Source organism: Stenotrophomonas sp. 3(2025) (assembly GCF_052665395.1).
In genome coordinates this window covers 101,798-115,270 of the sequence record NZ_JBQOIF010000009.1, presented here as the reverse complement: position 1 = coordinate 115,270, position 13,473 = coordinate 101,798, and the positions used below count along the sequence as shown (strand labels likewise).

10 protein-coding genes are annotated in these 13,473 nt (G+C 67.4%); 6 read left to right on the top strand and 4 right to left on the bottom strand.

Annotation, left to right across the window (positions count from 1 at the left end; genetic code table 11):
- Positions 1-41: 41 nt before the first annotated feature.
- The 4 genes from ACUXVE_RS09320 to ACUXVE_RS09305 all read left to right on the top strand — a co-directional run bounded on the left by ACUXVE_RS09320 (position 42) and on the right by ACUXVE_RS09305 (position 4,556).
- Positions 42-1,340 (top strand): NupC/NupG family nucleoside CNT transporter, encoded by a 1,299-nt coding sequence (locus ACUXVE_RS09320; protein ID WP_032974926.1) that lies wholly within the window; start codon positions 42-44, stop codon positions 1,338-1,340.
- A gap of 26 nt (positions 1,341-1,366) precedes the next feature.
- Entirely contained in the window at positions 1,367-2,332 is a 966-nt protein-coding gene (locus ACUXVE_RS09315; protein ID WP_025877854.1) for a ribokinase, read from the top strand.
- A 390-nt stretch (positions 2,333-2,722) separates the two neighbouring features.
- Positions 2,723-3,718, top strand: coding sequence for a tRNA dihydrouridine synthase DusB (dusB, locus tag ACUXVE_RS09310; protein ID WP_093818933.1), 996 nt, complete (start codon positions 2,723-2,725; stop codon positions 3,716-3,718).
- Between the two features lie 10 nt (positions 3,719-3,728).
- The gene (locus tag ACUXVE_RS09305; protein WP_033830378.1) at positions 3,729-4,556 is read left to right on the top strand and encodes a class I SAM-dependent methyltransferase; all 828 of its coding nucleotides are present in this window, start codon (positions 3,729-3,731) and stop codon (positions 4,554-4,556) included.
- Between the two features lie 194 nt (positions 4,557-4,750).
- Here ACUXVE_RS09305 and ACUXVE_RS09300 read toward each other — a convergent pair whose 3' ends face one another.
- The 3 genes from ACUXVE_RS09300 to ACUXVE_RS09290 form a co-directional block, all read right to left on the bottom strand.
- The gene (locus tag ACUXVE_RS09300) at positions 4,751-5,809 is read right to left on the bottom strand and encodes a metal-dependent hydrolase (protein ID WP_445514288.1); all 1,059 of its coding nucleotides are present in this window, start codon (positions 5,807-5,809) and stop codon (positions 4,751-4,753) included.
- A gap of 117 nt (positions 5,810-5,926) precedes the next feature.
- On the bottom strand, positions 5,927-6,727 hold the full coding sequence (locus ACUXVE_RS09295; protein ID WP_445514287.1) for a UDP-2,3-diacylglucosamine diphosphatase: 801 nt from the start codon (positions 6,725-6,727) through the stop codon (positions 5,927-5,929).
- Positions 6,724-8,433: a lysophospholipid acyltransferase family protein gene (locus ACUXVE_RS09290; protein ID WP_445514286.1), complete on the bottom strand. Its 1,710-nt coding sequence runs from the start codon at positions 8,431-8,433 to the stop codon at positions 6,724-6,726. The genes ACUXVE_RS09295 and ACUXVE_RS09290 overlap by 4 nt, the downstream gene beginning before the upstream one ends.
- A 313-nt stretch (positions 8,434-8,746) precedes the next feature.
- On the opposite strand from ACUXVE_RS09290, the gene metK reads away from it, so the two are divergent.
- Both metK and ACUXVE_RS09280 read left to right on the top strand, forming a co-directional pair.
- Complete coding sequence (gene metK, locus ACUXVE_RS09285; protein ID WP_025876533.1) at positions 8,747-9,958, top strand: methionine adenosyltransferase; 1,212 nt, start codon at positions 8,747-8,749, stop codon at positions 9,956-9,958.
- 141 nt (positions 9,959-10,099) lie between these two features.
- A complete protein-coding gene (locus tag ACUXVE_RS09280; protein WP_025876535.1) occupies positions 10,100-10,606 on the top strand; it encodes an acyl-CoA thioesterase in 507 nt (168 codons plus the stop codon).
- 67 nt (positions 10,607-10,673) lie between these two features.
- On the opposite strand, the gene ppc is transcribed toward ACUXVE_RS09280, so the two are convergent.
- Positions 10,674-13,385 carry a phosphoenolpyruvate carboxylase gene (gene ppc / locus ACUXVE_RS09275; protein ID WP_445514285.1) on the bottom strand — a complete coding sequence of 904 codons (2,712 nt, stop codon included), beginning with the start codon at positions 13,383-13,385 and terminating at the stop codon, positions 10,674-10,676.
- Between the last annotated feature and the right edge of the window lie 88 nt (positions 13,386-13,473).

The window sequence follows — 13,473 nt, the reverse complement described above, 5'->3', positions numbered from 1 at the left end:
AGGCTTCCCGTTTTTCGCGACGCCCCAGGGGAGTCACTCAGATGGTCGAAGGTTTGGGCAGGATCGGCTTCGGCCTGTTCGGTTTGGCGGTGCTGATCGGCATCACCTGGCTGTTTTCCAACAACAAGCGCGCGGTGGACTGGAAGCTGGTCGCCACCGGCATCACCCTGCAGATCGCCTTTGCGGCCCTGGTGATCCTGGTACCGGGCGGGCGCGACGTGTTCGATGCGCTGGGCCAGGGCTTCGTGAAGGTGCTGAGCTTCGTCAACGAAGGGTCGAAGTTCATCTTCGGCTCGTTGATGGACGTCAAGAACTACGGTTTCATCTTCGCCTTCCAGGTGCTGCCGACGATCATCTTCTTCTCGGCGCTGATGGGGGTCATGTACCACCTCAACGTCATGCAGGCGATCGTGCGGGTGATGGCCTGGTCGATCACCAAGGTGATGCGCGTGTCCGGTGCGGAAACCACCAGCGTCTGCGCCAGCGTGTTCATCGGCCAGACCGAGGCGCCGCTGACGGTGCGGCCGTACATCGCCAGGATGACCCAGTCCGAGCTGCTGACGATGATGATCGGCGGCATGGCCCACATCGCCGGCGGCGTGCTTGCCGCGTACGTGGGCATGCTGGGCGGTGGCGATCCGGTGCAGCAGGCGTTCTACGCCAAGCACCTGCTGGCGGCCAGCATCATGGCGGCTCCGGCTACCCTGGTCGTGGCCAAGCTGCTGATTCCGGAAACCGGCACCCCGCTGACCCGCGGCACGGTCAAGATGGAAGTGGAGAAGACCTCCAGCAACATCATCGACGCGGCCGCCGCCGGCGCCGGTGACGGCCTGAAGCTGGCCTTGAACATCGGTGCGATGCTGCTGGCCTTCATCGCCCTGATCGCCCTGCTCAATGCGCCGCTGACCTGGATCGGTGAAGTGACCGGCCTGGCGGCTGCGATCGGCAAGCCGACCGACCTGTCGACCATCTTCGGTTACGTGCTGGCCCCGATCGCCTGGGTGATCGGCACCCCGTGGGCCGACGCCACCACCGTCGGTTCGCTGATCGGCCAGAAGGTCGTGATCAACGAGTTCGTCGCCTACACCGAACTGTCGAAGATCGTGAATGGCCAGGTGCCGGGTATGAGCCTGTCCGACGAAGGTCGCCTGATCGCCACCTACGCGCTGTGCGGCTTCGCCAATTTCAGTTCGATCGCGATCCAGATTGGCGGCATCGGCGGGTTGGCACCGGAACGTCGCCACGATCTGGCCAAGTTCGGCCTGCGCGCGGTGCTGGGCGGTACCATCGCCACCTTCATGACGGCTACCATCGCCGGCGTGCTGACGCATTTCAGCTGAACCCCAGTTTCGAGAACAGATTCCCTATGAGCAGCAGTGTCGTTGTCGTCGGTTCCTTCAATGTCGATCACGTGTGGCGGTGCGAGTCGCTGCCGGCACCGGGTGCGACCATTGCCGGCCGCTACAGCACCGGTCCCGGTGGCAAGGGCTTCAACCAGGCCGTTGCCGCCTGCCGTGCCGGCGCTGACACCAGCTTCCTGTGTGCGCTGGGCGACGACGCCGGTGGTGCCACCGCCCGTGACCTGGCGGCGCAGGATGGTTTCGCGCTGATCGCCGAAGCCAGCAGCGAGCCGACCGGCACCGCCGGCATCTACGTCGATGCCCGTGGCCGCAACACCATCGTCATCGGCCCGGGTGCCAACGCGGCGCTGAGTACCGACTTCGTACAGCAACAGCAGGCCCTGCTGACCGGCGCCAAAGTGGTGCTGGTGCAGCTGGAATCGCCGGTGCAGACCATCGAAGCGGCCCTGGCCGTGGCCCGTGAGGCCGGTGTCACCACCGTTCTCAACGCCGCTCCGGCCGACGCCCCGTCGAGCATCGGCCTGCTGAAGCTGGCCGATGTGATCACCCCGAACGAAACCGAGTTCGCCGCCCTGCTCGGCCGTCATGTCGGCGAGCGCGTGGATGCCAACGACGTCGCCGCGCTGGACGGTGCCAGCCTGCACGCGCTGTGCCGCAAGCTGGTCGGCAACGGCACGGTGGTGGTGACCCTGGGTTCGGTGGGCGTGTTCGTGTCGCATGCCGACGAGCACCTGCGTGGCGACACCCAGCCGTACTACCGCGTGGGTGCCGAACAGGTGCAGGCGATCGACACCACCGGTGCCGGCGATGCCTTCAACGGTGCGCTGGTGGCCTCGATGGCACAGGTGCCGGACGCTCCGTTCGCCCGCCACGTCCGCTTCGCCAACCAGTTCGCCGGTCGCTCGACCGAGAAGGAAGGCGCAGCGGCGGCGATGCCGCGCTTCACCCCGGCCGATGCCGAAGTGAAGTGACGCGACATCCCCGTAGGGATGATGATCGGGCCCGGGCATGCAGATGCCCGGGCCTTTTCACGTTCATGGGCAAGGCCCCATCCACGCATGGCGTGGATCTACTGGGCTGGGTGCGATGGCCCCATCCACGCATGGCGTGGATCAACCGGGCTGGGTGCGATGGCCCCATCCACGCATGGCGTGGATCAACCGGGGCACAGTAGATCCACGCCATGCGTGGATGCGCCTTGCCGGCCCGCCCAGCCGTCCACCATGACCGGCCCGTGGGGGCGACGGAAGCGACCATCAAGCATCTGCTGATGCCCGTCCGGCATGAGGTCGGTCCGGATTGGCCTGAACCGGCGGGCCGCCAACCCAGCCGGGGCGCCTGCCGCGCCCTACAATGGGCGCATGCAGATCGGCCCGTACTCCATCGCCCCCAACGTCGTGCTGGCGCCCATGGCCGGCGTCACCGACAAACCCTTCCGCCTGCTGTGCAAACGGCTGGGCGCGGGCCTGGCCGCCTCGGAAATGACCATCAGCGACCCGCGCTTCTGGAACACGCGCAAGTCCATCCACCGCATGGATCACGCGGGTGAACCGGCGCCGATCAGCGTGCAGATTGCCGGCACCGAGCCGCAGCAGCTGGCCGAGGCCGCGCGTTACAACGTCGACCATGGCGCGCAGATCATCGACATCAACATGGGCTGCCCGGCCAAGAAGGTGTGCAACGCCTGGGCCGGTTCAGCGCTGATGCGCGACGAGCAGCTGGTCGCGCGCATCCTGGAAGCGGTGGTCAACGCGGTGGACGTGCCGGTGACGCTGAAGATCCGCACCGGCTGGGACTGCGACCATCGCAACGGCCCGCTCATCGCGCGCATCGCCGAAGACAGTGGCATCGCTGCGCTGGCGGTGCACGGCCGTACCCGCGACCAGCATTACACCGGTCAGGCCGAGTACGCCACGATCGGCGAGATCAAGGCCGCGCTGCGCATCCCGGTGATCGCCAACGGCGATATCGATTCGCCACGGAAGGCCGCCTTCGTCCTGCAGCAGACCGGTGTGGATGCGGTGATGATCGGCCGCTCCGCACAGGGCCGGCCGTGGATCTTCCGCGAAGTGGCGCACTACCTGGCCACCGGCGAGGAGCTGCCGCCACCGTCGCTGGCCGAAGTGCGCGACATCCTGCTTGGCCACCTGCACGCGCTGCACGACTTCTATGGCGAACCGCAGGGCGTGCGCATCGCGCGCAAGCACCTGGGTTGGTACGCAAAGGACCGGCCGGAGAATGCCGCATTCCGCGCGGTGGTCAACCGCGCCGAAGACCCGGCCAGCCAGATCGCGCTGACCACCGACTATTTCGACCGCCTGATCGCCGGGGAACCGGCGATGTCTTCCGCTGCCTGAGCCCGCCGCCATGACCCCGCCGATTTCATCCCCGACCTACCTGCACGGGTTCTCCGGCACCGAGCAGCAGCGCCTGATGACCCAGGCGCGCCTGCTGGAATCGAGCATCTTCGGCCAGATCGATTACAGCGGGGCAAAGCGCCTGCTGGAAGTCGGCAGTGGCGTGGGCGCGCAGACCGAGATCCTGCTGCGCCGCTTCCCCGAGCTGCACGTGACCGGCGTGGACCTGAGCGAGGCCCAGCTGGAAACCGCGCGGGAAAACCTGGCGCGCACGCCGTGGTGCAACGATCGCTACACCCTGCAGCAGGCCGATGCCGGCGAACTGCCTTTCGAGGCGCGCAGCTTCGATGCGGCGTTCCTGTGCTGGGTGCTGGAACACGTGCCGTCGCCGGCGCGCGTGCTGAGTGAAGTGCGCCGTGTGTTGGCCCCGGGCTCGCCGGTGTACATCACCGAAGTGATGAATGCCTCGTTCCTGCTTGATCCGTATTCGCCGCACATCTGGCGCTACTGGATGGCCTTCAACGATTTCCAGTATGACCACGGCGGTGATCCGTTCGTCGGCGCCAAGCTGGGCAACCTGCTGCTGGCCGGCGGCTTCCGCGACGTGCACACCGAGATCAAGACCATCCATCTGGACAACCGCGAACCGGCACGTCGCAAGACGATGATCGCGTTCTGGGAACAGCTGCTGCTGTCGGCGGCCGACCAGTTGCTGCAGGCGGGCACGGTGGACGAAGAGACCGTGGAGGGCATGCGCCGCGAGTTCCGGCTGGTGCAGAACGATCCGAACGCGGTGTTCTTCTATTCGTTCGTGCAGGGCCGCGCAACGGTGTATTGAGCGGCCGCGGTACACGCCATCCACGCGTGGCGTGGATCTACTGGTGCCGATGCATTGCGCCATCCACGCGTGGCGTGGATCTACTGTGCTGATGCATTGCGCCATCCACGCATGGCGTGGATCTACTGGTGCCGATGCATTGCGCCATCCACGCGTGGCGTGGATCTACTGTGCTGATGGGCTGTGGCATGGATCTACGGGTGCGCGGCGGCGCCGTCCGCCGCCGCCGGTTCGTGCCAGATGCGCTGCCACATCGCCGACAACCGGCGGCCGGCATCGGCACGCGCGGCCGGGCTGCTGTAGTCCACCCGCAACTGCTCGGGCACGATCGCGCGCCACTGGCCATCAACCTGCTCGGCCACCGCGAAATTGAAGGTGTAGTCCGGCTCCAGGCCCATGCGCAGGTCGCTCAGCACCAGCCTGCCCTGCACCACCTGTGCGCGCATGAAGCCACGGTTGAACCACTGCAGGCGCCGTACTGCCGGAATTCCCGCCGCTTCGCGCAAGGCCTGCACGTTGGACGGATGCCCCTCGAAACGCATCGGCCCGTGGTCGGCCACCAGCGAACGGTCACCGACCACGTAGCCATTCGGGGTCATCGCCACGACCCGCCACAACAGGGTAGTGAACGGCATCGGCACCGAGAACCGCGGCGCGTCGCCCAGGCCCATCGCGGCCAGGCTCTGCTGCGCGGCGCGGTCGACCTGTGCCTTGGCGATCAGCCCCCAGCCCAGGTACGCACTGCTGAGCAGCAACGCAACGCCGAGCACCTTGCCCACCCACGGTCGCGCGCGGCCGAACCACGCCAGCACGCAGCCCAGCAGCAGCCACACCGTGTAGCCGGGATCGATGATGAAGACACTCGCGCCCATCGCGGGATGTGGCTGCAACGGCCACCACAGCTGCGTGCCGTAGACAGTGAATGCATCCAGCACCGGATGGGTGACCAGCGCCAGCTGGATCGCCCAGAACCAGCGCAGCGGTGATTGCGCCACCCGGCCGTTGCCGAAGCGCTTGAACAGCCACCAGATCAGCGCGGCCACCCACGGCAGCACCAGCAGCGAATGGCTGAAGCTGCGATGGTCGGTCATGTTCGCCACCGGGTCGGCGGCGGCAAAGCCCAGCCAGAGGGCATCCAGGTCCGGCAGGGTACCGAGCGCGGCACCGGCCAGCAGGGCGGCACGGCGGTGTCCAGGCGGGGCGATGGCGGCAGCGACGGCGCCGCCAAGAACGATCTGGGTCAATGAGTCCATCGGCCGATGCTAGCGGCTTGGCGATCTCCGTGCAGCGGCGGTTTCCTGCCCGGCGGCGCGTCAGTCAGCTGCCAGTGGCGCCGCGGCCGCGCGTGGGCCTGTCCCTGCAGCTGTGGATCACGCCGCCTGCGACAACCGTGCTCCCGGCAGCTCCACCAACGTCCGCCCGTTGTGGTCCAGCAGCCGCAAGGCGCCGTCGTGGTCCTCGGCCAATGCCGTCAGGCTCTCCACCCAGTCGCCGTCATTGGCGTAGACCAGACCGTCGCGTTCGATCAGTGCGGCGCGGTGGATGTGCCCACAGATGATGCCGTCGAGGCCTCGCCGGCGAACATCGTCCAGGCCGGCCTGCACGAAGCGCTCGATGTAGCGTTCAGCGGCACCACTCTGCCGTTTCAGGAATTCGGACAGCGACCAGTAGCGCATCCCGAGTCGGCGCCGCACCGCATTCAACAGATGGTTGCCGGTGAGGATGCGGTAGTACAGCCAGTCACCAAACTGCTCCTGCAGGCCGCCGAAATGGGTTACACCGTCATAGTCGTCGCCATGCGCCACCAGCAGCCGGCGGCCATCGGCGGTGGTGTGGATCGCGCGGCGGCGCACCTGCATCGCCGGCAGCATCAGGCCGCACACCTGGCGCAGCGAGGCGTCGTGGTTGCCGGGGATGTAGATGATCTCGGTACCGGCGCGTCGCAGCGCGTGCAGGGCCAGGATGACCTCGCTGTGCGACTGCCGCCAGTTGGCGCGTCGGTGTGCCATCCACCACAGGTCGATGATGTCGCCGACCAGATACAGTCGCTCGCAGCGCAGGGTGCCGAGGAAACGCGCCAGCTCGGTGGCGTGGCAATGCCGCGACCCGAGATGAACATCGGAGACGAACACGGCGCGACGATGCGGTGCCAGGTTCGCCAGCGTGCTCATGCCGGCATCCCCGCATCGCGCAGGTAGCGCTTCCGCTTGTGTGGCCGGATCGCGTGCAGGTCGACTTCGATCAGGCCGTCGATCGAGTCGCTGAAATCCGGGTCGACGCCGAACGCCAGGAACCGTGCACCGCCGGGTTCGCACAGGTCTGTGTACTGCCGGTACAAGGTGGGCACACCGGTACCGAGCGCGGCGAGATTGGCTTTGAGCACGTCGAAGGCGGCCGCCGCATCCATCTCACCAAAGCAAGGTGGCGCGGCGAAGTACTGGAACGGTCGGTTCGACTGCACCCGGCCATCGGCTGCGCCGTAGTAACGCTGGTAATAGGCCACCAGCTGCTCGCGCGCATCGCGTGGCAGCGCGGCGCTGATCGACACCGCACCGAACAGGTAGCGGATGCCGGGCTGGCATTGCAGGTAAGCGCCGATGCCCTGCCACAGGTAATCCAGGCTGCGGCTGCCCCAGTAATCGGGCACCACGAAGCTGCGTCCCAATTCCAGGCCTTCGGCAATGCGGGGAATGGCGTCGTCGGAATAGCGGAACAGCGAAGCGCTGTAGAGCCCGGCCAGGCCCCGGCGTGCCAGCGCCTGCGCGCCCCGCATGATCCGGTAGGCACCGGCGATGCGCTGGGCGGTGCCGTCCCAGATCACGATGTGCTGGTAGTGCAGGTCGAAGTCATCCAGGTCGCGACTGCGCCCAGTGCCCTCGCCCACCTGGCGGAAAGTCAGTTCGCGCAGCCGCCCCAGCTCGTGCAGCAGCGGCGAATCGGCCGTGCAGCTGGCCAGCAGGATCTGTTTGCCATCGGCGGTCTGCCCCAGCACGGTGGCGGCGGCAATCGCAGCGGCGACCTGTGCAGGCGGCACCGGCGCGGCAAGCGGCTCGGGCCCTGCCGGGCAGCCGTCGGCAACCGCTGTGCTGCGCCCCAGCGCATATACCGCGCGGCGCACCGCCAGCAGCTGCGCGCCGGGATCACCCTGCCCCAGCTGCATCGGTTCGCCGATGCGCAGCCGCAGCGGCCGGCCGCGGCGGGCGAACATCTCCCGTGCCAGCAGTGCCGTACCAGCCGGCTTGAACAGGGTTGATGCGCCGTAGAACAGCGCCGAGTTGCGCGCTTCCACCCGTACCGGCAGTACCGGTGCGGCGGCGGCACGGGCAAAGCGGACAAACCCCCGCTGCCAGCGACCATCGCGGATGCCGAGCAGCGACAGCCGCGAGACCTCGCCGGCCGGGAACACGATCACGCACTGCTCGGCCGCCAGCGCCTGCTCAACCGCCTGCAGGCTGCTGCGCTGGACCTTGCCGCCGAGGATGCGTACCGGCAGCAGCAGGTCCTGCAGCGGCCCGATCGCGCCCAGCAGATCGTTGGCCACGATCCGCACGTCACGGCGGATGCGGCCGACCGCATCCAGCAGCGCCAGCGCATCCAGCGCGCCGGAAGGGTGGTTGGCCACGATCAGCAGGCGGCCGGTGGCCGGGATCCGCGCCAGCGCGGCGGGGTCCACGTGGTAGCGGCCCTCGATGAACTCCAGCCCGGCGGCGACGAAGTCGAAACCGCGCACGTTGGCGTTGCGGCGCAGGAACGCCTCGATCCGGTCCAGCCGCGACCAGCGTCCGACGCTGCGCAGCAGGGGCCGGGCGAGTTGGCCGCGACGGCCATGGAACCAGTCGGGATAGCGTTGCTGCAGACGCTGTTCGAGTTCCTGCATGGCGTGTCCCCTCCTGCCCGGCGGCCGGGTTGGCCGAGAGCCTGCGCCCGGCAGGCGGCAGCCAGATGGCGGTTTGGCGGCAGAATGATGACGGCGCCTGGGCAGGCCCACCCGGTGCCGGCGGGTGCGGCAATGGTCACGCCAGTGGAACACTGCCTGTGCACGATGCCGCCGCAATGCCCGCCAGGCCTTGCCCTGCCGGGCACAACACCTTAACCACCGGCAACCCATACGGGTTCACAATGCACAGGCGGCGCACCCCGTGTATCATTCGCGCCCATCTTTCCATCCGAATCAAAGGATATTAAGCCTGATGTCCAGCTACCTCTTCACCTCCGAGTCGGTCTCTGAAGGCCATCCGGACAAGGTTGCCGACCAGATCTCCGATGCGGTGCTGGACGCGATCCTGACCCAGGACCAGCGCGCCCGCGTGGCCTGCGAGACCATGGTCAAGACCGGCGTCGCCATCGTTGCCGGCGAAATCACCACCAGCGCCTGGATCGACCTGGAAGCGCTGACCCGCAAGGTCATCGTGGACATCGGCTATGACAGCTCCGACGTCGGCTTCGACGGCGCCACCTGCGGCGTGCTGAACCTGATCGGCAAGCAGTCCCCGCACATCGCCCAGGGCGTTGACCGCAAGAAGCCGGAAGAAATGGGCGCTGGCGACCAGGGCCTGATGTTCGGCTATGCCACCAACGAAACCGACAGCTACATGCCGGCGGCGATCCACCTGTCGCACCGCCTGGTCGAGCAGCAGGCCAAGATCCGCAAGAAGCGCAACTCGCCGCTGTCCTGGCTGCGTCCGGACGCCAAGAGCCAGGTCACCCTGCGCTATGAAAACGGCGTGGTTTCGGCCATCGACGCGGTGGTGCTGTCGACCCAGCACGCCCCGGGCATCAAGCAGAAGGACCTCATCGAGGCCGTCCGCGAAGAGATCATCAAGCCGGTGCTGCCGGCCAAGTGGCTGCACAAGGGCACCAAGTTCCACATCAACCCGACCGGCAAGTTCGAGATCGGCGGCCCGGTGGGCGACTGCGGCCTGACCGGCCGCAAGATCATCGTCGACACCTACGGCGGCTGGGCCCGTCACGGTGGTGGCGCGTTCTCCGGCAAGGACCCGTCCAAGGTCGATCGTTCGGCCGCCTACGCTGCCCGCTACGTCGCCAAGAACGTGGTTGCCGCCGGCCTGGCCGACCGTTGCGAAGTGCAGGTCTCCTACGCCATCGGCGTGGCTGAGCCGACCTCGATCTCGGTCACCACCTTCGGCACCGGCAAGATCAGCGACGACAAGATCGAGAAGCTGATCCGCAAGCACTTCGACCTGCGCCCGTACGGCATCATCAAGATGCTGGACCTGATCCACCCGATGTACCAGCAGACCGCGGCCTATGGCCACTTCGGCCGCAAGCCGAAGGAGTTCAGCTACATCAACGGCGAAGGCGAGACCGTCAACGCCACGGCCTTCTCCTGGGAGAAGACCGATCGCGCCGCCGCCCTGCGCGCCGATGCGAAGCTGAAGTAAGAAACACGAAGGGCCGCTGTAGAGCCGACTGTCAGTCGGCTGACCTTCAAGAAGGGCCGCGCAAGCGGCCCTTCTGCTTTCGGTAGTGCCGGCCGCTGGCCGGCAGATGGTTGCGACGGTGGTTGCCGATACAATCGCCCCATGTCGACCGAACTCAAGTCCCACCAGCTGTCCATGACCGTGCTGATGTCGCCGGAAATGGCCAATTTCTCCGGCAAGGTCCACGGTGGCGCGATCCTGCGCCTGCTCGACCAGGTCGCCTATGCCTGCGCCAGCCGCTATGCCGGCCGCTACGTGGTCACCCTGTCGGTGGACCAGGTGGTGTTCCGCCAGCCGATCGCGGTGGGCGAACTGGTCACCTTCCTGGCCTCGGTGAACTACACCGGCACCTCGTCGATGGAAATCGGCGTCAAGGTGGTGGCCGAGGACATCCTCAAGCGCAGCGTGCGCCACGCCAACAGCTGCTTCTTCACCATGGTGGCGGTGGACGAGGACGGCCGGCCGACGCCGGTTCCATCGCTGCAGCCGGCCAGTTCGGATGAAAAGCGCCGGCAGGCCGCGGCGCTGATCCGCCGCCAACTGCGGCAGGAAATGGAGCAGCGGCATCTGGAACTGCTGGCGTCCAATCCGCCGTCACCAGAAGAGTGAGGGCGTGCGGGGCAAGCCCCGCACCCACCGAGGCAGGTAGCGCCGGGCCATGCCCGGCGGATGCGGATCACCCCGTGTTCTGCACGCCCTGCGAAACACCGTTCACGCAGGCCACCAGCGCACGCAGCAGGTCGTCGTCCTCGCGCCCGTTTTCGCGCCAGCGCTGCAGCAGGTCCACCTGCAGCACGCTGATCGGGTCCACATAGGGATTGCGCAGGCGGATCGACAGCGCCAGCCGCGCGTCGTGGTCCAGCAGGGTCTGCTGCTCCATCAGCGCCAGCAGCCAGTGCCGGGTCAGTTCAAGCTCGCGTTCGACCTGCGGGAAGAACGCATCGTGCAGCTCGCCGGACAGGCGCGAAAACTGTTCCGCAATGGTGATATCGCCCTTGGACAGCACCATCGCGATGTCGTCCAGGAACGTGCGGAAGAACGGCCAGTCCCGCGCCATTTCGCGCAGCGCGGCTTCATGGCCCGCATCCACCGCCGCCTGCAGACCGCTGCCGACCCCATACCAGCCCGGAATCACCGCGCGCGCCTGGCTCCAGGCGAACACCCACGGAATCGCGCGCAGGTTGGTCAAGGCCGCGTCCTGGCCGAGCCGGCGCGACGGCCGCGATCCCAGCGTCATCCGTTCAATCACATCGATCGGCGTGGCGGTACGGAAGTAGTCCATGAAACGCGGTTGGCCCACGAACGCCCGATAGACCTCGCTGCTGGAACCGGCGACCACGTCCATCACCGGCCGCCAATCATCCTCGCGCGGTTCGGCGGCACGCGGGCGCAGGCTGGCGCGCAGCACCGCACCGGTGGCCTGCTCCAGCGAACGCAATGCCAGCGCGCGGATGCCGTACTTGCGGTGGATCACCTCGCCCTGCTCGGTCACCCGCAGGCGGCCATCGATGCTGCCGCGTGGCGAGGCATCGACCGCGTGCGTGGTCTTGCCACCACCGCGGCTGATCGAGCCACCGCGGCCATGGAAGAAGGTCAGGCGCAGGCCCGCTTCGGCGGCCACCTCCAGCAGCTCCACCTGTGCGCGCTGCAGGCCCCAGCGTGATGCGGCAATGCCACCATCCTTGCTGCTGTCCGAATAGCCGAGCATCACCATCTGCACGTCCTCGCGTGCACGCAGATGCGCGCGGTACACCGGATCGGCCAGCAGATCGCGCAGCGTCGCGGTGCCGCGCTTGAGGTCGTCCACGGTTTCGAACAGCGGCGCGATATCCAGCGGCACGTGGCCGGCGTCATCGACCAGGCCGCCACGCCGTGCCAGGGCCAGCACCGCCAGCACATCGCCACGGTCGTGCGCCATCGAGATGATGTAGCTGCCCAGCGCGTCGCCACCATGCCGCGCACGGGCATCGGCCAAGGCCGCGAACACCGCATCCAAGCGCTGGTTGCCCTCATCATCGCCAACAGGCAATGGTGTTTCACCACTGGCATGCGGTGCCAGCAGGCGTGCGCGACCCGCTGTATCCAAGGCGTCCCATGCCGCATCGCCCCCCAGCACTGCCGCCAGCGCGCGCGCATGCACGCTCGATTCCTGGCGCACATCCAGCCGCGCCAGATGGAAACCGAAGGTCTTCACCCGCCACAACAGGCGCTGCACTGCGAAGCCGCCGGCATGCTCGCCCCGGTTCGCGCGCAGGCTGTCAAGGATCAGCTGCAGGTCATTGATCAGCTCGTCCGGGCCGGCATAGGCGCCGTCGGCATCATCCAGCGTGGCCTGCAGGCGTGCACGCATGCGGTCGTTGAGCAACCGATAGGGCATGTCGGCGTGGCGTGGCCGCGACTGCACCTGCGGCAGCAACTGCTGGTAATGCGCGACACGCGCCTGCAGTGCATCGCTGACCCCCACCCGTTCGGTGGATTGGCTGAGCAGGCTGGCCAGCTGCAGCAGTTCCTTCTGGTAGCGGCCCAGCACGGCAACGCGCTGTGCAGCCAGCGTGTTGCGGATGGTGTGCGCATCCACATTGGGATTGCCGTCCATGTCGCCGCCCACCCACGTGCCGAAACGCAGCAGGCGCGGCAGCGGCAGTTCCGCGCCATAGGTATCGCGCAGTGCCTGCTGCAGCGATTCGTACAGCACCGGGATCACCCGGTACAGCACCTGCACCAGATAGAAGCCGACATGTTCGCGTTCGTCGTCCACGGTCGGGCGCACCGGCGAGGAATCGGTGGTCTGCCACGAGGCGGTCAACGCCATGCGAAAGCGTGCAGCGTCTGCGGCCGCCTCACCCGGCGTGCGCTGGCCGTCGAGGTTGTCGACCAGGCTGGCCACCATCAGCTGCTCTTTCTCCAGCAGCGCGCGGCGCACCGCCTCGGTCGGGTGCGCGGTGAACACCGGCTCGATATCGATGCGAGGCAACCACCGCGCCAGTTCATCCAGGCCAACGCCCTGCGCCTTCAGGTGCTGCAGGGCATCCTGCAGGCCATCGGGTTGCGGCGCGGCGGCGACGGCACGCTGGTAGTCGCGGCGGCGGCGGATGCGATGCACGCGCTCGGCGATGTTGACCACCTGGAAGTAGGTGCTGAACGCACGCACCATGGTCTCGGCCTGCTGCGGTTCACGCCCGGCCAGGCCGTCGGCCAGCTCGGAGAGCGGCGCCTGGTTCTCGCGGCGGGCAATGGCACGCGTACGCACGTCCTCGACGTCATCGAGAAAGGCGGCCGACACCTGCTCGACCAGCAGGTCACCGACCAGTGCACCCAGACGGCGCACGTCGTCACGCAGGGGAAGATCGGGGGAAGCGAATTCGATACTGCTGCGGTACTCGTTCATCGGCGACGCACAGGCCTCGGTCAACGGATCCAGACCCCAAGCCTAAACCAGAACGCGTGCCGTGCTGCGATGCAAAAATGGTTTCATC

Excerpts from the sequence above, each read along its gene's own strand:
- ACUXVE_RS09290 (WP_445514286.1), bottom strand. The coding sequence starts at position 8,433 with ATGCAGGAACTCGAACAGCGTCTGCAGCAACGCTATCCCGACTGGTTC.
- dusB (WP_093818933.1), top strand. The coding sequence starts at position 2,723 with ATGCAGATCGGCCCGTACTCCATCGCCCCCAACGTCGTGCTGGCGCCC.
- ACUXVE_RS09320 (WP_032974926.1), top strand. The coding sequence starts at position 42 with ATGGTCGAAGGTTTGGGCAGGATCGGCTTCGGCCTGTTCGGTTTGGCG.
- ACUXVE_RS09280 (WP_025876535.1), top strand. The coding sequence starts at position 10,100 with ATGTCGACCGAACTCAAGTCCCACCAGCTGTCCATGACCGTGCTGATG.
- metK (WP_025876533.1), top strand. The coding sequence starts at position 8,747 with ATGTCCAGCTACCTCTTCACCTCCGAGTCGGTCTCTGAAGGCCATCCG.
- ACUXVE_RS09300 (WP_445514288.1), bottom strand. The coding sequence starts at position 5,809 with ATGGACTCATTGACCCAGATCGTTCTTGGCGGCGCCGTCGCTGCCGCC.
- ACUXVE_RS09305 (WP_033830378.1), top strand. The coding sequence starts at position 3,729 with ATGACCCCGCCGATTTCATCCCCGACCTACCTGCACGGGTTCTCCGGC.
- ppc (WP_445514285.1), bottom strand. The coding sequence starts at position 13,385 with ATGAACGAGTACCGCAGCAGTATCGAATTCGCTTCCCCCGATCTTCCC.
- ACUXVE_RS09315 (WP_025877854.1), top strand. The coding sequence starts at position 1,367 with ATGAGCAGCAGTGTCGTTGTCGTCGGTTCCTTCAATGTCGATCACGTG.
- ACUXVE_RS09295 (WP_445514287.1), bottom strand. The coding sequence starts at position 6,727 with ATGAGCACGCTGGCGAACCTGGCACCGCATCGTCGCGCCGTGTTCGTC.